This is a genomic window from Pseudomonas sp. Soil_N_39 (genome assembly GCF_057655955.1).
This window is the reverse complement of record NZ_JBDGLI010000001.1, coordinates 171,610-190,303: the sequence shown is the minus strand read 5'-3', so window position 1 is coordinate 190,303 and position 18,694 is coordinate 171,610. Positions and strand designations below refer to the sequence as shown.

The 18,694-nt window shown below is 66.1% G+C and carries 12 protein-coding genes; all 12 read left to right on the top strand.

Annotated features, from left to right (window positions below; all coding sequences use genetic code 11):
* Positions 1–4: 4 nt before the first annotated feature.
* From AC3A5O_RS00795 to AC3A5O_RS00740, 12 genes are read left to right on the top strand one after another with little or no spacing between them, the layout of a single operon-like run.
* Positions 5–5,479 carry a non-ribosomal peptide synthetase gene (locus AC3A5O_RS00795; protein WP_487752746.1) on the top strand — a complete coding sequence of 1,825 codons (5,475 nt, stop codon included), beginning with the start codon at positions 5–7 and terminating at the stop codon, positions 5,477–5,479.
* Positions 5,476–7,215 (top strand): ABC transporter ATP-binding protein, encoded by a 1,740-nt coding sequence (locus tag AC3A5O_RS00790; protein ID WP_487752745.1) that lies wholly within the window; start codon positions 5,476–5,478, stop codon positions 7,213–7,215. Before AC3A5O_RS00795 ends, AC3A5O_RS00790 begins: the two co-directional genes overlap by 4 nt.
* Positions 7,212–8,957: an ABC transporter ATP-binding protein gene (locus AC3A5O_RS00785; protein ID WP_487752744.1), complete on the top strand. Its 1,746-nt coding sequence runs from the start codon at positions 7,212–7,214 to the stop codon at positions 8,955–8,957. Before AC3A5O_RS00790 ends, AC3A5O_RS00785 begins: the two co-directional genes overlap by 4 nt.
* A complete protein-coding gene (locus AC3A5O_RS00780) occupies positions 8,951–10,054 on the top strand; it encodes a saccharopine dehydrogenase NADP-binding domain-containing protein (protein WP_487752743.1) in 1,104 nt (367 codons plus the stop codon). The genes AC3A5O_RS00785 and AC3A5O_RS00780 overlap by 7 nt, the downstream gene beginning before the upstream one ends.
* A complete protein-coding gene (locus AC3A5O_RS00775; RefSeq protein WP_487752742.1) occupies positions 10,051–11,085 on the top strand; it encodes a class I SAM-dependent methyltransferase in 1,035 nt (344 codons plus the stop codon). The genes AC3A5O_RS00780 and AC3A5O_RS00775 overlap by 4 nt, the downstream gene beginning before the upstream one ends.
* Entirely contained in the window at positions 11,082–12,794 is a 1,713-nt protein-coding gene (locus AC3A5O_RS00770; RefSeq protein WP_305467006.1) for a class I SAM-dependent methyltransferase, read from the top strand. The genes AC3A5O_RS00775 and AC3A5O_RS00770 overlap by 4 nt, the downstream gene beginning before the upstream one ends.
* Positions 12,791–13,936 (top strand): Gfo/Idh/MocA family oxidoreductase, encoded by a 1,146-nt coding sequence (locus tag AC3A5O_RS00765; RefSeq protein ID WP_305467007.1) that lies wholly within the window; start codon positions 12,791–12,793, stop codon positions 13,934–13,936. Before AC3A5O_RS00770 ends, AC3A5O_RS00765 begins: the two co-directional genes overlap by 4 nt.
* Positions 13,933–14,646: a VOC family protein gene (locus AC3A5O_RS00760; protein WP_305467009.1), complete on the top strand. Its 714-nt coding sequence runs from the start codon at positions 13,933–13,935 to the stop codon at positions 14,644–14,646. Before AC3A5O_RS00765 ends, AC3A5O_RS00760 begins: the two co-directional genes overlap by 4 nt.
* Positions 14,639–16,237 (top strand): (2,3-dihydroxybenzoyl)adenylate synthase, encoded by a 1,599-nt coding sequence (locus tag AC3A5O_RS00755; protein WP_305467010.1) that lies wholly within the window; start codon positions 14,639–14,641, stop codon positions 16,235–16,237. Before AC3A5O_RS00760 ends, AC3A5O_RS00755 begins: the two co-directional genes overlap by 8 nt.
* Positions 16,238–16,245: 8 nt before the next feature.
* A complete protein-coding gene (locus AC3A5O_RS00750) occupies positions 16,246–16,992 on the top strand; it encodes an alpha/beta fold hydrolase (protein ID WP_205929573.1) in 747 nt (248 codons plus the stop codon).
* On the top strand, positions 16,989–17,297 hold the full coding sequence (locus AC3A5O_RS00745) for an isochorismate lyase (RefSeq protein WP_305467012.1): 309 nt from the start codon (positions 16,989–16,991) through the stop codon (positions 17,295–17,297). The genes AC3A5O_RS00750 and AC3A5O_RS00745 overlap by 4 nt, the downstream gene beginning before the upstream one ends.
* The gene (locus tag AC3A5O_RS00740) at positions 17,294–18,676 is read left to right on the top strand and encodes an isochorismate synthase (RefSeq protein WP_487752741.1); all 1,383 of its coding nucleotides are present in this window, start codon (positions 17,294–17,296) and stop codon (positions 18,674–18,676) included. The genes AC3A5O_RS00745 and AC3A5O_RS00740 overlap by 4 nt, the downstream gene beginning before the upstream one ends.
* The last annotated feature ends 18 nt before the right edge of the window (positions 18,677–18,694 follow it).

The following is an 18,694-nucleotide window of genomic DNA, read 5'->3' as shown; positions in this document are numbered from 1 at the left end:
ACCCATGCCCGCCGCCAAACTGCTAAGTGAACTCAAGTCCCTGGGCGTCGAACTCTGGCCCCAGGACGGACAACTGAAATTCCGCGCGCCCCAAGGCCTGCTCAATGCCGAGCGCCTCGCACAACTGCGCGAGCACAAACAACAGATCCTGCACCTGCTCGAAACACAGGAACGGCCCCTGGTCCAGGCTGACCCGGCGAACCGCCACGCGCCCTTCCCGCTCACGGACGTGCAGAACGCCTACCTCTTGGGCCGCCAATCTTCGTTTGGCTACGGCAACGTGGCCTGCCATGGCTACCTGGAACTGAGCTGGCCGCTGCTCGATCCGCAGCGGGTGGAACAGGCGTGGAACCGTCTGATCGAGCGTCACGACATGCTGCGCGCGGTGATCGCCAGCGAGGGTTCGCAATGCGTCCTGGCCAACGTGGCCCATTACCCGCTGGCCGTCGCGGACCTGCGCGGCGCTACTGGCGAAGAACAACAGCACGCCGTGCAACACATCCGCCAGGCCATGGAACAGAAGCTCTACCCCACCGATCAATGGCCGCTGTTCGAATTGCGCATGAGCCGCAGCGACAGTGGCGACACCCTGCATTTCTCCATGGACTCGCTGATTGCCGACTGGGCCAGCGCACAGTTGCTGTTCAACGAGTTGGAGCTGTTGCTGGACGATCCCCAGGCTACCCTGGATCCCCTGGACATCACCTTCCGCGATTACCTGCTGGCCGAGCGTGGCCTGCTCGAAGGCAGCCGCCATCAACGCGACCGCGAGTATTGGCTGGCGCGCGTCGATGATCTGCCCGCCGCACCGCAACTGCCGGCTCCCCTGAGCGGCGAAGACACGACCGTAGCGCGTTTCCAGAGGCACTCGGCCCAGTTCGATCAGCCACACTGGAGCGCCCTGAAAAAAGCCGCCAGCGAACGCGGCCTGACCCCCTCCATTGCAGTACTCGCTGCCTACGTCGGGACTTTGCAACGCTGGAGCCAGCGCCCCGCCTTCAGCCTCAACCTGACGCTGCTCAACCGCTTGCCACTGCACCCGCAGGTGGATCGGCTGGTGGGGGACTTCACCTCCGTCAGCCTGCTGCAGGTCAACGACCCTCAAGGCCAGGACTTCACCCAGCAGGCCCGGCAACTGGGCAGCCAATTGTTTGCCGACCTGGAGCACCGGCTGTTTTCCGGCATTGAAGTGATGCGTGAAATCGGCCGTCGTCGTGGCCGTGAAGCCGCAGCCATGCCCGTGGTGTTCACCAGCGCCATTGGCCTGGCGATCGAACCCCTGGCGGCCAGCCAGCGCCGGGTGGGCCACGGCATTACCCAGACCCCGCAAGTCACCCTCGACTGCCAGGTGATGGATGACCTCCACGGTTTGCACATCCATTGGGATGTGCGCCAAGGCGTGTTCCCCGACGGCTTGGTCAACGACATGCAGCAGGCGTTCCTGGCTCAGTTGCAGCGATTGGCCCTGGACCCGGTCGCCTGGGAACAACCGATGCAGGTGCCCCTGCCGGCCTGGCAACAACGTGAACGCCTGGCAGCGAATACCACCGCCGCGCCGCTGCCCACCGGTCGCTTGCAGGACGGCCTGCTGGCCATGGCCGAGGCACATCCGCAAGCGTTGGCGGTGATCGACGCCAGTGGCAGCCTGACCTACGCCGCACTCGTCGAACGCGCCCGTGCCGTCGCCGCCACCCTGTGCCAGGCCGGTTGCGCTGCCCAGGAACCGGTGGCGATCCTCATGCCCAAAGGCCTCGATCAGGTCGTGGCGGCCTACGGCGTATTGCTTGCCGGGGCTGCCTACCTGCCACTGGACAGCAACGCCCCGGCCGCCCGCCGCGATCGCGTGCTGCGCAGCGCCCAGGTGCGTCATGTCCTCGGCCAGTCCCAGAGTTTGCCCAATACGCCGCTGCCTGAGGGGGTGCACTGGCACGCGGTGGATCAACTGGCGCCCGCGTCGGCTGATTTCAAAGCGGCCGACGGCAGTCCCGATGATCTCGCCTACGTGATCTTCACCTCCGGCTCCACGGGCGATCCCAAAGGCGTGATGATCAGCCATCGCGCCGCCCTCAACACCGTGCAAGACATCAACCGACGCTTTCAACTCAGCGCCAAGGATCGCGTGCTGGGGTTGGCACAGTTGAGTTTCGACCTGTCGGTGTACGACCTCTTCGGTCCCCTCGCAGCGGGCGGTGCGCTGGTGCTGCCCGACCCGGCACGCGGCGCCGACCCGTCGCACTGGGCCGAGCTGGTGCAGCGTCACCAGGTGACGCTGTGGAACTCGGTGCCTGCGCAACTGCACATGCTCGCCCATTACCTGCATGCCGAGCCTCGGCCGCTGGACAGCCTGCGCCTGGCCTTGTTGTCCGGTGACTGGATCCCGCTGAACCTGCCGCCGCAACTCCAACGGCTCTTGCCCGGCCTGGCCCTGGTAGGCCTCGGTGGCGCGACCGAAGCCTCGATCTGGTCCAACCTGCACCCGATCGGCGCGATTGACCCGGCGTGGCGCAGTATTCCCTATGGCCTGCCCTTGGCGAACCAGGGCTTTCGCGTGCTCGACAGCCAATGGCGCGACGCGCCGACCTGGGTGCCCGGCGACCTGTACATCAGCGGTGTCGGCCTGGCCCAGGGGTACCTCGGCGACCGGGCACTGAGCGAGGCGCGGTTCTTCGCCCATCCGGTGGATGGCCAGCGCCTGTATCGCACCGGCGATCGGGGTCGCTACCTGCCGGGTGGCGAACTGGAATTCCTCGGCCGTGAAGACGGCCAAGTGAAAATCCGTGGACATCGGGTTGAACTGGGCGAGATCGACGCCGCATTGCTCGCCACCCCTGGCGTGGACAGCGCAGTCAGCCTGGTCACCGGTGACGCAACCGGCGAGCGTAGCCTGTTGGCCTTCGTTACCGCTGCGCGGACAACGCCAAAACCGCTGCCGGACGCGTCCTTGCTCACGACCATCAATCGTTACGCCGACAACCAGGTCGGCACCTTTGACGCGCAACAGGTACGCGATTACCAGGCAGACCTCCGTGCCGCGGCATTGAGCTCGATGCTGGAGGTGATGCTCAAGGCCGGGCTGTTCAGCGGCGAGCTGGCCGAACCCGATGCCCCGGCCATTCTCAACGCCTTGCAGGCACAACCTCGTCATCACTGGCTGGTGCGCCGCTGGCTGGGCGCGCTGTGCGATGCAGGCCTGGTGCAACTCGAACAATCGCGCTATCGCCTGGCGCAACCGGCACCCGAGCCGGCGCTGGCCTGGGGCAAGGTAGAACAGGCGGTCGCCTCGGGGCTGTGCAGCCAGGCGCTGTTCGACTATCAGCTCAACCATGTCTGGCAATTGCCGCAGTTGCTCAAGGGCGAGGTCAACCCGTTCGACCTGCTGTTTCCCCAAGGCCAACAGGACCTGGCGTTGCAGCTGTACGGCGGGGACGCCGTCTCGCGCTACAACAATCACAGCATCGCGGCCCTGATCAATCGCCTCGCCACTCACCATGACGGCGACGGCCCATTGCGCATCCTGGAAATCGGCGCCGGCACCGGCGCTACCAGCGCCCCCGTGATCGGCCTGCTCGATGGCTTGGATGTCGATTATTTGTTCACCGACATGACCGCTTTTTTCCTGCCGGCGGCCAAGCAACGGTTTACCGAGCACGCCTGGGTGCGTTACGGCGTGCTGGACATCGACCAGGACATCCGGCCCCAAGGGCTGACCAGCAACAGCGTCGATGTCGTGCTGTGCGCGGGCATGCTCAACAGCGTCAAGGACATCGACAAGGCCCTCGGCCAGATCACCGAACTGCTCAGCCCAGGTGGCTGGTTGGTGTTCAGCGAACCCACCGGCGAATGGCCGCCGATCCTGCTGACCCAGGGCTTCATGATGACGCCGGTCAACGGCGATCATGACCAGGGCCATAGCGGCTTGCACGACGCCGAAACCTGGCAGGCGCGGATCCAGGCTTTTGGAGGCGAGTGCCTGTCCGCCCTGCCCCAGGCCGATCACCCGCTGGCCGCCCTCGGCATGCAGGTGTTCGCCGCCCGTTTCAAGGCCGGATTCCAGCGCCTGGACGTCGACAGCCTGCGCCGCGCCCTGGCGCAGCGCTTGCCCGAGTACATGCTGCCGGCGCACCTGCAAGTGCTCGACCGCTTGCCATTGACCGCCAACGGCAAGGTCGACCGCAAGACCCTGGCCAGCTTGCGCCCCGCCGTTGATGCCCAGGTGTCGGCTGGCCAGGCGACGCCGAGCGATCCGCTCACCGCCGAGCTGTGCCGGCTGTGGGCCGAGGCGTTGGGATTGACGCAGATTGGCGTCGACGACAGTTTTTACGAAAAAGGCGCCGACTCACTGATCCTCGCCCGCGTCGCCGGTCAACTGCGTGAACAACTGCCCCAGGCCCAGGGCTTGAGTTACGACACACTGCTGCGGCAGATGCTCAACGAGCCGAATGTGGCCGCCCTGGTGCGCCTGCTCAACCATGGCGAAACCGCGACAGCCCCCACTCCGGCGAGCGGCGAAGCCCAGCGCTCGTCAAACAGCAATGCGTTGGTGGTGCCGTTTGGCGGTGGCGACGTCGGCCCGGTGCGGGTGATGTTCCACGCCGCCCTCGGCACCCTGGATTACTTCCAACACCTGGGGCGCGCCCTGGCCGAGCAACAGGCCGGACCGGTGATCGGCTTTGCCGTAGCCGACACCGAGCGTTACCTGGCCCTGGAGCCCAAGCGCCTGATCGAAAGCGTGGCCCAGGACTACGCCGAACGCTTGATCGCCGACGGTCATCAGCGCTTCCAGTTGATCGGTTACTGCCTCGGCGGGCTGCTCGCCACCGAGGTCGCCCGGCGCCTGCTCGAACGCGGCATGGACGTGGTGGACCTGAGCCTGATCGACAGCATTCCGATGTTCATCGACACCGACGAAGAGCTGGCCTATGAGGCGATCTTCGTGCCCAACCTGAACCTGGACCCGGTTAAAACCGTGTTCGGCGCACACATTGAGGACTACGACGTGTACCGCGCCATCGACCTGCTGATGGCCCGTGACAATCGCCGCGTGCCGGCCGGGGCCATGGCGTCCTTGAGCGGCGATCCGGGCCTGGAAGCCCTGGCGCTGGCGGTGCAACAACAATCGGCGCGCAGCCAGGAAGAACGCCTGGCCGAGTACGCGCGCCTGGCGTCGGGCCAGGCCGGGGTGCCCATTGGCCCGGAACTGGTGCCAACACTGTTTCGCGTGTGCCGCCACAGCATGCGCGCGGCACGGTTCGACCCGCCGCCGTTCCTCGGCAACATGACCTACCTGCGCTGCCTGGAACAGCAATCGTTCGGCATCACCGGCGGCGTTGGCCACCTGGCGGCACCGTTCTGGGAAGACGCGTGCCTGGGGCGGTTCGACTTGATCGACGTGCCCGGCAACCACTTCAGCGTGATCGAACCACCCCACGTCCACACCGTCACCGCGCACCTGCTGGACGCCCTACGGAAAAACTCATGACGAGCGCTTTGGATACCCTGAAACGTCCGGTCAACCGCCTGATCCGTCTCGGCGTGGTGTTTGCCGCGGTCGGCGCGCTGGTCAACCTGGTGCCCTTCATCGGCCTGACCGAGCTGGGCCGATTGCTGCTGGCCGGCAGCGTCGACGCTCAATCCTTGTGGCGCTGGGCGGCGCTGGTGGTAATTGCCTTGAGCCTGGGCTGGATGGCCAACGGCGTGGCCTTGTGGTTGACCCACCTGGCGGACCACCGCCTGCAGGCGAGCCTGCGCGAAGCCATGGTACGCAAGCTGGGGCGCGTGCCCCTGGGCTGGTACACCGACACCACCTCGGGCGCGGTGCGCAAAGTGGTGCAGGACGATCTGGAAGACCTGCATCACCTGGTCGCCCACCATGCGGTGGAACTCACCGCGGCCATCGTCACGCCCGTGGCCGGTCTGGTGTGGCTGGTCACGCTGAACTGGCGCCTGGCGCTGCTGGCCGTGCTGACCTTGCCGGTGTATGCAGTGGCCTACGCCCTGATGATGCGCGGCTTCGGCGCGAAGATGCAGTTGCTGGACAAAAGCATGAGCCGAGTCAGTGCCGCGATCGTCGAGTTTGTCCACGGCATTGCCGTGGTCAAGGCGTTCGGCCAGGTGGGCCAGGCCCATCGCAGCTATCAACAGGCGGTCAACCAGTTCAGCGAGCAATACGCCGGCTGGGTCAAGCCGCTGCTGCGTCTGGAAGCGTTTTCCTCCATGGCCTTGAGCGTTCCGGTGATCCTGCTGGTGAGCCTGGGGGCGGGTAGCCTGTTGCTGGCCGAAGGTTGGATCACGCCGCTGCAATTATTCGCCGAAACCTTGGTGGCGGTGGTGATTCCGCAGTCACTGTTGGTGATCAATCAGAGCCTGACCGCCCAACGCACCGCCCTGGCGGCCGCCGACCGCATCGAAGCGCTGCTCAAGGTCGACGAGCTGCCCGCGCCCAACGTGAGCAAGCAGCCCCAGGGCAGCGACATCACCTTTGAGCGCGTGCAGTTCGGCTACGACCCCGAGCACCCGATCCTTAACGGCGTGGATCTGTACTGCCCGGCCGGCAGCGTGACCGCCCTGGTCGGCGCATCCGGCGCGGGTAAATCGACCCTGGCCAAACTGGTGCCGCGCTTCCATGACGTCAACGCCGGCTGCGTGCGGGTGGGCGGTGTCGATGTGCGAGAAATCGATCCGCGCCAGCTGTATCGGCAAGTCGGTTTCGTCTTGCAAGACGCGCAACTGGTGCACGGGACCGTGGCCGATAACCTGCGCCTGGGCCGCCCCGACGCCAGCGACGCCGAGATGGAGATGGCGGCTCGTTCGGCGCAGATTCACCCGCGCATCCAGGCCCTGCCCCGAGGCTATCAGTCGGTGATCGGCGAGGATGCGATTTTCTCCGGCGGTGAAGCGCAACGCCTGTCCATCGCCCGCACGCTGTTGGCCGATACGCCGGTGCTGATCCTCGACGAGGCCACCTCCCACGCCGACCCCGAATCCGAAGCGTTGATCCAGGACGCCTTGTCGGCCCTGGCCCGGGGTCGCACGGTGCTGGTAATCGCGCACCGCCTGGCCAGTATCAGCGGCGTCGACCAGATCGTTGTCCTCGATCAGGGCCGAGTGCTTGAAAGCGGTCGTCACGAATCCCTGCTTCAGGCCGACGGTGCCTATGCCCGCCTGTGGCGCACCGGCGCCAAGCACTCCCTCCCCGAGCTGGAGATGTCCCTGTGATCCGCAGCCTTGTCACTTTACTGGGGCCGGCACATGCCGCAGGCCTCTACCGATACCTCGCGTGGCTGGTAACCAGCGCCGTGCTGCAAGGCCTGGCCGTAGCGTTCCTGGTGCCGATCCTGCACGCGCTGTTTGCCGGTGATCATCCCACGGCGATCGCTTGGCTGGCCGGCCTGGCGGCGATGGCCGTGCTAACGTGCGTTGCCCATTACCAGCAGGCGATGAAGGGCTTTGCGCTCGCGCTAGTCGTGCTGACCACCTTGCATGATCGTCTCGGCCAACACCTGGTCAACCTGCCCCTGGGCTGGTTTAACTCGGAGAAAGTCGGGCGTCTGTCGCGCAGTGCCACCAGCGGCACGTTGATGGTCACCGGTTTATTTGCCCATTACCTGGGGCCGGTGGTGTCCGGGGTGGTGGTACCAGCCACCGTCGCGCTGACCTTGTTCATCTTCGACTGGCGCCTGGGCCTGACCGCCTTGCTGTGCGCGCCGCTGATCTACTTCACCCATCACTGGTCCGCCGCGGCCATCGGCAGTAACGATGCCCGGGTCGAAGCCGCCGCGACCCTGGCCGGTAACCGCGTGGTGGAGTTCGCCCGCTACCAGCAAGTGCTGCGCGCCTTTGGCCGGACCCAGGACGGCTATGCGCCCTTACAGGCGGCCAACCTGGCACAGAAACAGGCCGGCGGTTCGATGTTGTCCCAGACCTTTCCCAAATTGCTGGCCGGCGGCCTGACCGTGCAACTGGCCTTCGCGCTGCTGGTGGGCGTGGGCATCGCTCTCGCCGTCCGAGGCGACATCGACGCCATCCAGCTGGTCGCCCTGCTCGCCCTGGCGGCCCGATTTGTCGGGCCATTGGCCGAGGCGGCGGCGCGCAGCGGGCTGTTGCGCATGGCCGGTAATGACCTGGAGCAACTGGTCGGCATCCTGCGCGAGTCGCCACTGCCGCAACCCGCTGTCAGTCAGCCGTTGACCGCTCCTGGCAGCTTTGCCTTTGAACACGTCAGCTTCGCCTACGCCAGCGGCCCGACGGTACTGCGCGACCTGACATTCACGGCACCGGCCCATTCGATGACAGCGATTGTCGGCGCCTCGGGCTCGGGCAAGACCACCGTCACGCGGCTGCTCATGCGCTTTTTCGATGCGACCGAAGGCCGCGTCAAGGTCGGTGGCGTCGATGTGCGCGAACTGTCCAACGAAGCCTTGATGGCGCAACTGTCGCTGGTGATGCAGGACGTCTACCTGTTCGACGACAGCCTCGAAGCCAACATCCGTGTCGGCAGGCCGGACGCCAACGCGCAGCAGGTGGCTGAAGCGGCGAGGCTGGCCGGCGTCGATGAAATCGTTGCGCGCCTGCCCCAGGGCTGGCACACCCCGGTGGGCGAAGGCGGCGCGGCATTGTCTGGCGGCGAACGCCAGCGGGTGTCCCTGGCCAGGGCGCTGCTCAAGGGCGCTCCTATCGTGCTGCTGGATGAAGCCACTGCCGCCCTGGATCCGCACAACGAAGCCTTTGTACAAGCGGCGATTCGTCGCCTGAAGCAAAGCTCGACGGTGCTGGTCATCGCCCATCGCCTGCCGACCATCATGGCCGCTGACCAGATTCTGGTGCTCGACCACGGCCGCCTGGTGGAAGCAGGCACACACTCGCAACTGCTGGCCCTCGACGGGCGTTACACCGGGTTCTGGCGAGATCGCCAGCGTGCCGGCGGCTGGCGCCTGAATGCGCAGGCCCAGCCATGCTGATCGGGGTCCTGGGTGCCAGTGGCGATGTCGGTCTGGCCAGCGCTCGGGCGCTGTTGAGCTTGGGCGTGAACGAACTGCGCCTGGGCGGGCGTGACCCACGCAGCGGTGCCCACTGCCTGGCATCGCTCCAGCAGCAATGGCCCGACGCACGCCTGCAATGGACAGCGGTGGACTTCAATGATGCCCCTGCCCTGGCCGGGTTCGCCCGTGGCTGCGATGTGCTGCTCAACTGCGCCGGCCCCGCCTGGCGATTGGGAGATCGTGCCGCCCGGGCGGCGCTGCAAGCCGATGCGCATTACGTGGATGCCGCCGGCGAGATGACGCTTGAGCCGAGCCAGTGGCCCAACCGTTGCGCCGTCCTCGGTGCGGGCCTGCAACCAGGCCTTACCGGCTTGCTTCCACGTTGGCTGGCCGAGCGGGCCTTCACCCAGGTCCAGGGCCTGACCAGCTATTTCGGCCTGCGTGCCCCATTCACCGCCGTGGCCGCCGACGACTTCCTGCAAGGAGCGGTGGATGGCACCAGCGAGCCCCTGGCGGCATGGCGCAACGGCCGTTGCAGCCGGGCGCTGCGCCGCAGCCGGGACGTGGTGCTGCCGTGTTTCCCCGGCCAGGTTCACGTGCTGCCCTATTTGAATCAAGAAGGCGAACGCCTGGCCATGGACCTGAGCCTGGATGTCGGCCAGTGGTTCAACGTGATCACCGACGGGCATGTGCTCAAGGCGCTGGACCTGGCCCACAGCCTGCCGCGCGCCGAAGCGGTGCAGCGCTTGTGCGAGGCCAGCCTGCTGGACCTCAGCGGCCAGGCCCCGTTCGTCACGTTGCTGCTGCAACTCGACGGGCAGTGGGACGGCCAGGCGCGCACTCGCAGCCTGGTGCTCAGTGGTGCAGGCAATGCGGCGCTGACCGGTGCAATGGCCGCCGCCACGGTGGTCAGCGTGGCGAACGGTGAAATCAGTGCCGGCTGCCATTACGCCGCCCAGGTGTTGCCACCCGCCGCCAGCCTTGAACGCCTGCAACGCACCGCGGCGATCCTTGCGCTGAACCTGCTGCCCGGCCCGCTCGAACACCTGCACACCGTTGAAGAAGGTTGCCTATGAACAGCGCCCTGAATGAACTCGAACACGTGAGCCTGGGCGTGATGGCCCAAGTGTTGCTGCACACCGGGGCCTTGCCGTTGCAGGTCTGGCGCAGCGCCGGGCAGATCAACCGGGCCTTGGGCACGGCCCCCCGCCATGCCTGGATTGTGCGGCGCTGGCTGGCGGCACTGACCCGTGCCGGTGCGCTGGGCGAAGACGCCGGACGCCTCGCCTGGCAAGGCACGCCACCCACAGCCGCGATCGATAACTTGCCCGGGCTGTACGCCGAACTCGGCTTCCCGGCCAGCATGGCGCCCCTGCACAGCCAGGTCATTGAGTGCCTGCCCGACCTGTTGCGCGATCAACTTGCCCTGACACCGTTGCTCCTGCAATCGGGCGACCCCGTCGCGGTGTTGGGTGCCTACCAGCACAACCGCTTCACCGCAGCGATCAATCAGGCCCTCGCCGCTCGGGCAAGCGAAGTCCGTGCCCACGGCGATGTGCTGCGGGTGCTGGAATTGGGCGGCGGCGCCGCCTGCACCACCCACGCCGTGTTGGCAACGTTGCAAGCAAACGAAAAGGACTATCGCTTTACCGACATCAGTGCGCTTTTCACCGGGGCGGCCCAGCGTCAGTTTCGCCTGGAGCCGGGGATGCATTTCGCCTTGCTCGACCTGGACCGAGGCTTCGCAGAGCAAGGCATCGAGGCCCGCAGCCAGGACCTGGTGATCGCCGGCAATGTGCTGCACAACGCCCGCGATCTGCCCCAAAGCCTCGGGCAGATTCGCGCCTGCCTGCGGGACGGCGGAAGCTTTTTGTTCAGCGAGTCCATCGCGGACAACCCGGCGATGCTGACCTTCATGCACCTGCTGTTGTCACCGCCTGCCGATGCACCGCTGCGCGATACCGATGAAGCGTTCATCCCGCCTGATGCATGGCGCCAGGTCTTGCAAGCCCAGGGTTTCCAATTACTCGAAGTATGGCCCACGGCAACCGACCCGCTGGCGGCCGCCGGGCAACGTTTGTTTCACGCCGTAGGAGTTTCATCATGACGCTGCACGTTGACACCCTGCTGATTGAGCTGCCGGGCTGCACGCTCCCGTGGCATTTGCCTGCCCTGACTGACCTGGGCATACATCAACGCTCTCCGGCACGCCTGTTGGCGGTCATCGAACGCCAACGCCCCGCCGTGGCGGTCATGAACGCCGAACAGCTGGAACGGCTGCTGGACTTCCCCGCCCTGCCGTTGACCGACCTGAGTCACCTGGAACAGGTGCTGTTCGTCACGGCGCAACCGGGCGATTGGCAACTCGCCGAGCGGGCGGCGGCACAGCTCAATTGTCGTGTCCAGGGGTTTACGGATGCCCTTGGGGAATGGCGCGACCTGGCCAGCGTCAAACTCGAACATCAACGTTGGCGCGAGCGTGCCCTCGGGCATCCCGACGTGAGCTGCGTCGCGCTGCATGGCCAGACCTTGTTCGTCGTGCCTCACCCTTGCGAGGCCGCATGGGTCGAGGATTACCTCGATGCGACCGAAGCGGCCCTCGACCAGCAGTTTTCCACCGAGCAACTCGTCGAAGCGGTACGGCTCAATGATCGGCTTGGCCACGCCGCGTTGCTGTCGATGCTCAACGGCCTGGACCATTGCGGCCTGTTGCCCGCACCGTTGAACGACGTCGCCCAGGGGCTGGCCCATGGGGGCATCGCGCCGGGGCACCGGCCGCTGATCGCGCGCTGGCTGGACGTGTTGCAAGGGCAAGGTCTGTTGAGTCGCGAAGGCACCCGACTGCACCCCACCCTCGACGCCAGCGCCTGGAGCGATGAAGCCCTCGAAGGTATCTGGTCGCAACTGACCCTGGACTGGACGCGCAACACCGGCGGCAGCGGCACCCTCGACTATGCGCGGGACAATGCCCGTCAATTGCCGGCGCTGATGCGCGGTGATTGTGCGGCCGTGCACCTGTTGTTTCCCGAAGGGCGCACCGAACGCGCGGCGGCGTTGTACCGCGAAAGCCTGGCGGCCCAGTACCAGCACCGCGCGGTGGCCCACTGGGTCGGTGCCTGGGCCGCACGCCAGCCAGCCGGTGTGCCGTTGCGCGTACTTGAAGTCGGTGCCGGCACCGGGTCGACCACCCAGGCCGTGTTGCCGGCCTTGGCCGACGCGTCGGTGGACTACCTGTGCACCGACGTGTCGCGCTATTTCAGTGAGCAGGCCGCCGAGCACTTGCAAGCCTGGCCGTGGGTTCGCCATGGCGTATTCGACATCGATCGGCCCGCCCTGGCCCAGGGTTACCGCAGCCAGAGTTGGGACCTGATCGTCGCCGGCGGCGTCCTCAATGCCGCCCGCGATACCGAACGCTCCCTGGCGACCCTGCTCGCCTTGCTCAAGCCGGGCGGCTGGCTGGTGTTCAGCGAACCCACGCAGGAGTCGTTCTGGGTGATGGCCTCCCAGGCCTTCATGCTCAACCAGGCCGACGATGAACGTCAGCTCAGCAGCACCACTTTCCTCAACCTCACGCAATGGCAAACCGCCCTGGCCAGGACCGGGTTCCAGGGCAACCGCAGCTTGCCCGCCGATGGACACCCACTGGCGCACCTGGGCCATCGCGTCTTCGTCGCCCAGGTGCCCGTCCATCGCTTGAGCCGCGCGGCATTGGCCGCGCACCTCGAAGAGCCCGCCTTGGATCTTGAGCTACTCGAACAATTGCCTGACGACCACACGCTGGCCCAGTGGGCACGCCTCCCGGAGACCTGCCCATGAACAGCACCCCTGCGCGCAAACGCGTGATCGTGGCCGGCACCGCGTTCGGTCGCATCTACCTGCAAGCCCTGGCCCGCGCCCGTGACTGCTACGAACTGGTGGGCATCCTGTCCCGCGGCAACGCCTATTCCCGGGCCTGCGCCGACCATTATGGAGTAGCACTGTACGAGACCGTCGAACAGGTGCCGGATGAGGTCGATATCGCTTGCGTGGTGGTGCGCTCCGGCGCAACCGGTGGCGCTGGCGCTGACTTGGCTCAACAGTTTCTGCGTCGCGGCATCCACGTGTTGCAGGAACACCCGGTGCACCACCGCGAAATCGCCGCGTGCATGCAGGCCGCGCGCCAGGGCCACGCTGCCTATGCGGTGAATACGCTGTACCCGAATATCCTGGCGATCCGTCGCTTTCTCGCCGTGGCCGCCTATCTGCGCGATCAACAGGGGCTGGCGTATATCGAAGCCGCCTGCAACAGCCAGGTGGCTTACCCGCTGCTGGATATTCTCGGGCGCCTGGCCGGAGGCCTGCGGCCCTGGTCGTTCGCGGCACCGGCCGCTACGGTCGGGGAGCCCCCCTTCACCCGGCTCGATGCCTGTTTCAACGGCGTACCGATCAGCTTGCGGGTGCAGAACCAGGTGCACCCCAAGGACCCGGACAACCATTCGTTCCTGCTGCATCGCCTCGAAGTCGGTTGTGAAGCCGGGGTGCTGAGCCTGGGCGACACCCACGGCCCGGTGCTGTGGAACCCGCGCCTGCACGCTTTAAGGGACAGCACTGACCGGCTGATCATGGCCGGCCCCGGCAGCGAACGATTGGCCGGACCAACGATGGTGCTGCTTGATCCGCAAGTGCCCCTGAGCTACCGACAAGTGTTCAACCAGGTTTGGCCCGACGCAGTCATCGTCGCCCTGGACGCGTTGTGCCTCGACATCGATGAACCTTCGCGGCGCCTGCGCAGCGGCGTCTGGGCCACCGAGGTGTCCATGGCCTGGCGTGAAATGAACAACCTGATTGGCATGCCCGCCTTGATAGAGCCGCCAGTGCCCCGCTCGCTGCCGCTGGCTGAACTCCAGGCCCTGGCCGACGCCGTGCAAGCCCCTTACGGTGATGACACCGCCCAACTGCTGGGAGCGCTGCCATTTTGAACACTGCCCAATCCTCCTGCAGCCATGTGTTGCTGTGGGTGCGCGACTTGCACCAGGCCGTGGCGAACTTTCGTGCCGCCGGTTTCGAAGTCACCTACGCCACCGCCGAAGCTCGCGCCCAACACGCGCATATCTGGTTCAGCCAGGGGCCGATCATCGAATTACTCACCACACCGCGTCACGCCTGGCTGTTCAAGTGGCCCATCGACTGCCTGGCCGGCCGTGGCGCCGGGCGACGGATGTTGCGCTGGGCGGCCCAAGGCGAAGGGTTCTGCGACCTGGCGCTGCTGTGCGAGACCCCCGCCCTGGCGCCGCGCCTCAAAGGCCTGGCGGGCTGCGGCGTGGCCATGGGCCGGACGGTGAACTGGCGGCGTACCTGCGTTGATGGCCGCCAGACGCGGTTTCGTTTCGTCTACCCGCGCCACGACCGCCTGCCCTTCCTGGTCACGCCCTATGAGCCGGCCCAGCATCCGCCCCGAATGATTCACCCCAACGGCGCAACGGGCTTGGCAGCGATCCACTTGGGCGTACATCCCGCCGACCACACCGCCCTCAGCCTGCTGACCGGTGACGACCCGTTGCTGCGTATCCAGCCGGCCGAATACACCGGCGTACAGGCGGTGCGAATCGCCGGCCTGACGCACCCGCTGATTCTGCACGGCGCCCGTTTGCTGGGTTGCCCGACCGCTCAAGGAGATTGCCATGCTTGATGGATGCACCGACTGGCCCGACGACTTTATCCGCCGTTACCGCGAACACGGCTACTGGCAAGGCGTGCCGTTGGGCCAACTGCTGCGCGAGCAGGCGCAGCGCACGCCACATAAAGAGGCGCTGGTGGACGGTCTTCGGCGTTGGCGTTACGCCGAGCTCGACCTGCAGGCCGACCGCTTGGCCGCCGGCCTCGCCGACCGGGGCCTGCGCGCTGGCCAGCGAGTACTGGTGCAACTGCCGAACATCGCCGAGTTTTTCAGCCTGACCTTCGCCCTGTTGCGCCTGGGGGTGATTCCGGTGTTTGCCCTGCCGGCCCATCGCGAACACGAACTGCTCCACTTGGCCCAACTGAGCCAGGCCGTTGCCTATGTGATTGTCGATCGGCACCTGGGCTTCGATTATCGGCCACTGGCGCGCACCCTGCGTGAGCAGGCGCCGAGCCTGCAACAGATCTGGGTGGTCGGGGCGGCCGAGGAGTTCGTGTCCCTGGCCGACTGTGTTGCTGACCCTCGTCCGCTGCCCGCGCCAGACTCACGGGAAGTCGCCGTGCTGCTACTGTCCGGCGGCACCACCGGCCTGCCCAAGCTAATCCCGCGCACCCATGACGATTACGCCTGCAATGCGCGCCTGGCGGCCCGCGCGTGCGGCTTCGACAGCCACACCCGCTACCTGGCGGCATTGCCCGTGGCGCACAACTTTCCCCTGGCCTCGCCCGGTGCGTTCGGGGTGTTTAGTGTCGGCGCGACCCTCGTGTTGGCGCCAGAGCCCAGCCCGGACACCACCTTCGAGCTGATCGAGAGCGAACGCATCACCCACACCGCTTTGATCCCGCCACTGGTGCTGTTGTGGCTGGAAATGGCGCAATGGTCCGACCATGACCTGAGCAGCCTGCAATGGCTGCAGGTCGGTGGTGCGCGGCTCAAGGCCGAGATCGCCGCACGTATCGGCCCTGTCCTGGGGTGTGGCCTGCAACAGGTCTACGGGATGGCCGAAGGGTTGCTGTGTTTTACCCCGCTGGATGACCCGCAAGCGCGCATCTTCGAAACCCAGGGCCTGCCGCTCACCGCCGATGATGAGATCCGCATCGTCGACGCCGATGACGTCCCGGTCGCGCCAGGCGCCGTGGGCGAATTGCTGGTGCGCGGCCCCTACACCATTCGTGGTTACTACAACGCCGGCGAACAGAATCTGCGCGCCTTCACCGCCGACGGTTTCTACCGCAGCGGCGACCTGGTGCGACGTTTGCCCGAGGGCCATTTGATCGTCGAGGGGCGGACCAAGGATGTGATCAATCGCGGCGGCGAGAAAATTCCGGTGGAGGAAATCGAGAACCTGCTGCTGGGCCATCCGCTGATTCGCGATGTCGCCCTGGTGGCCTTGGCCGATGAGCTACTGGGTGAGCGCAGTTGCGCCTGTGTGCTGGCCCACGCCGAACAGGTCGAGCTGGGCGCGATCAACGCCTGGCTGCGCGAGCGTGGACTGGCCGCCTACAAACTGCCGGATCGCTTGCATGTGCTGCGCGAATTTCCGTTGACGCGCCTGGGCAAGGTCAACCGCAAGGCCCTGGCGGAACAGGTGCAAGCCTTATGAGCCGCGAAATGTCCGCGTGGATACGCGTACTGCGTGAGGGCGGCCAACCTCGGGCCCGCCTGGTGTGTCTGCCCCATGCTGGGGGCAGCGCGAGTTTCTTCCGCCCGTGGCTGGCGCACCTGCCGGGAGATATCGATCTACTGGCCGTGCAATATCCCGGACGTGAAGAACGCTTCAACGAGGCGCGTATTGCCTGCCTGGCCAGCCTGGCCGAACACATCAGCCAAGCCCTGTTGAGTTTGCCCAGCCGCCCGCTGTGGCTGTTTGGCCACAGCATGGGTGCGGCGCTGGCCTACGCCGTCGGTGTGCAGCTGGAGGCGGCGGGCGTCGGTGCCGAGCATGTGTTTGTCTCGGCCCACCCGCCACCGCACCGGCAACCGTCCAGTGACCTGCACCGCCAGGACGACGCCGCGCTGATCGCCGACATTCTGCGCCAGGACGCCGAGGCCACCGGCCTATGGGGCAACCCGCAACTGCGCGCACTGTTCCTGCCAACCCTGCGCAGCGACTACCAGGCCATCGAGACCTGGCGACCGGCGCAGCTTGACCGCTTGACGGCGCCCATCGACGTACTGCTGGCCCGGGCCGACACGGAAGTCAGCCTTGACCAGGCCCGGGCCTGGGCAGACCTGAGCGAACACACCCCGGATATCCGCCAGTTCGACGGCGATCATTTTTACCTCAAGCAACAGCCGCGCCCCGTGATCCATCACCTGCTGCAACGCACGGCCTACCTTCAAGGAGACTCGGTATGAAAACCCCGGAACACTGCACCGGCCTGCCGGACATTCGCCACGCCATCGACACCCTCGACCGGCAGATCGTCGATGCCTTGGGGCTGCGCATGCAATACGTCCTCGCGGCCTCGTCCTTCAAGCCTGACCAGGCCAGTATCGCCGCACCGGACCGCGTCGCGGCGATGTTGCCGCAGCGCCGGCGATGGGCGCAGGAGGCCGGGCTGGACGGTGAATTCATTGAGGGCCTGTTCAACCAGATCATCCACTGGTACATCGCCGAACAAACGGCGTTCTGGCTGCAAAAAAAGAGCGCGGCCGTATGAACGAAGCCGCCTTATTGAATGTGTTCGAAGCTGCGCACCAGCTCGCGTTGAAGCATCAGCGTCCTGTCGTCGCAGTGAGCTCGCGCCCCGCACCGTCCCTCGATCCCTTGGCGCTCTACGAAGCGCACCGGCAGGGCTTTTTCTGGTGCGCTCACTCACCGGGCCTGGCACTGTTCGGCTTGGGCTGTGCCTGGCAGATCGAAGCCGCGGGGCCCCAGCGATTGGCCGAGGTGAACCGTCAATGGTTCGCACTGTGCGCCGACGCGGTGATCGATGGCCCCCATCCACCACTGCTGCTGGGCGGTATGCGTTTCGACACCCAGCAGCCTTGCGCGCCGCACTGGGCGCCGTTTGCCGATGCCAGCTTTCACCTGGCCCAATGGTTGCTCAGCGAGGACGCCGACGGCCGCTGGCTGCGTTGCCAGTGCGTGGTGGAACCCGGTAGCGATCCGGCCGCATTGGCGCTTGCCAATCTGGCGGCGTACCAACAGCTTTTCCCGACGCCACACTCGCCCGAATCGTGCCCCGCGGTCATCGAACGCAATGCATTGCCCGCGCCGCAGTGGCAAGCCAAAGTCGCCAACGCCTTGCAGGCCATCGACAGCGGCGACCTGAGCAAAGTGGTGCTCGCCCGCCATATTGAATATCAGCTGGACGCCGCCCTCGATAGCGGCGCCGTCATGCGCCGGCTGTACGAGCGGCGCAACCAGACCCACCTGTTCGCCCTGCACCGAGGAGACAGCTGTTTCATGGGCGCAACGCCGGAGCGGCTGCTCAGTTGCCAGGAAAGCCATCTGAGCACCCATGCCCTCGCGGGTAGCGCTCGTCGCGCCCCAACGCCCGAGAAAGACCAGGAAGCAGGCGCAGGCTTGTTAGCGGATCCCAAGGAACTGCATGAACACCAACTGGTGGTGCAAACCATCCTGCAAGGCTTGTACGGCATCGTCAACGAGCTACAAGCGGCAACCCAACCCGAGCTTTTAAAACTGGCCACGGTGCAGCATTTGAGTACCCCGATCAGCGCCCGGCTGAAAGAAGGGCACAGCTTGCTGGACGGTATCCAGGCCTTGCACCCCACCCCGGCGGTTGGAGGTTTGCCGGGCGCGACAGCCATGGGCTTCATTCGTCATCACGAAGGTTTCGACCGGGGCTGGTACGCGGCCCCCATAGGCTGGCTGGACTCTCGGGGCAACGGCGATTTCCTGGTGGCCCTGCGCTCAGCACTGATGACACCTGCGCATTGCCACTTGTTCGCAGGCTGCGGGATTGTTCAAGGATCTCGACCGGCCGATGAATATGAGGAAACCCAAATCAAGCTGGCGAGCATGGAACAGGCCTTGCACCTCTCATACGCTAACGGCTACAGGTCAGGGTATTGAGGTCTATGCCAAGCCGCC

Excerpts from the sequence above, each read along its gene's own strand:
- AC3A5O_RS00795 (WP_487752746.1), top strand. The coding sequence starts at position 5 with ATGCCCGCCGCCAAACTGCTAAGTGAACTCAAGTCCCTGGGCGTCGAA.
- AC3A5O_RS00750 (WP_205929573.1), top strand. The coding sequence starts at position 16,246 with ATGTCCGCGTGGATACGCGTACTGCGTGAGGGCGGCCAACCTCGGGCC.
- AC3A5O_RS00755 (WP_305467010.1), top strand. The coding sequence starts at position 14,639 with ATGCTTGATGGATGCACCGACTGGCCCGACGACTTTATCCGCCGTTAC.
- AC3A5O_RS00775 (WP_487752742.1), top strand. The coding sequence starts at position 10,051 with ATGAACAGCGCCCTGAATGAACTCGAACACGTGAGCCTGGGCGTGATG.
- AC3A5O_RS00740 (WP_487752741.1), top strand. The coding sequence starts at position 17,294 with ATGAACGAAGCCGCCTTATTGAATGTGTTCGAAGCTGCGCACCAGCTC.
- AC3A5O_RS00790 (WP_487752745.1), top strand. The coding sequence starts at position 5,476 with ATGACGAGCGCTTTGGATACCCTGAAACGTCCGGTCAACCGCCTGATC.
- AC3A5O_RS00745 (WP_305467012.1), top strand. The coding sequence starts at position 16,989 with ATGAAAACCCCGGAACACTGCACCGGCCTGCCGGACATTCGCCACGCC.
- AC3A5O_RS00780 (WP_487752743.1), top strand. The coding sequence starts at position 8,951 with ATGCTGATCGGGGTCCTGGGTGCCAGTGGCGATGTCGGTCTGGCCAGC.
- AC3A5O_RS00770 (WP_305467006.1), top strand. The coding sequence starts at position 11,082 with ATGACGCTGCACGTTGACACCCTGCTGATTGAGCTGCCGGGCTGCACG.
- AC3A5O_RS00765 (WP_305467007.1), top strand. The coding sequence starts at position 12,791 with ATGAACAGCACCCCTGCGCGCAAACGCGTGATCGTGGCCGGCACCGCG.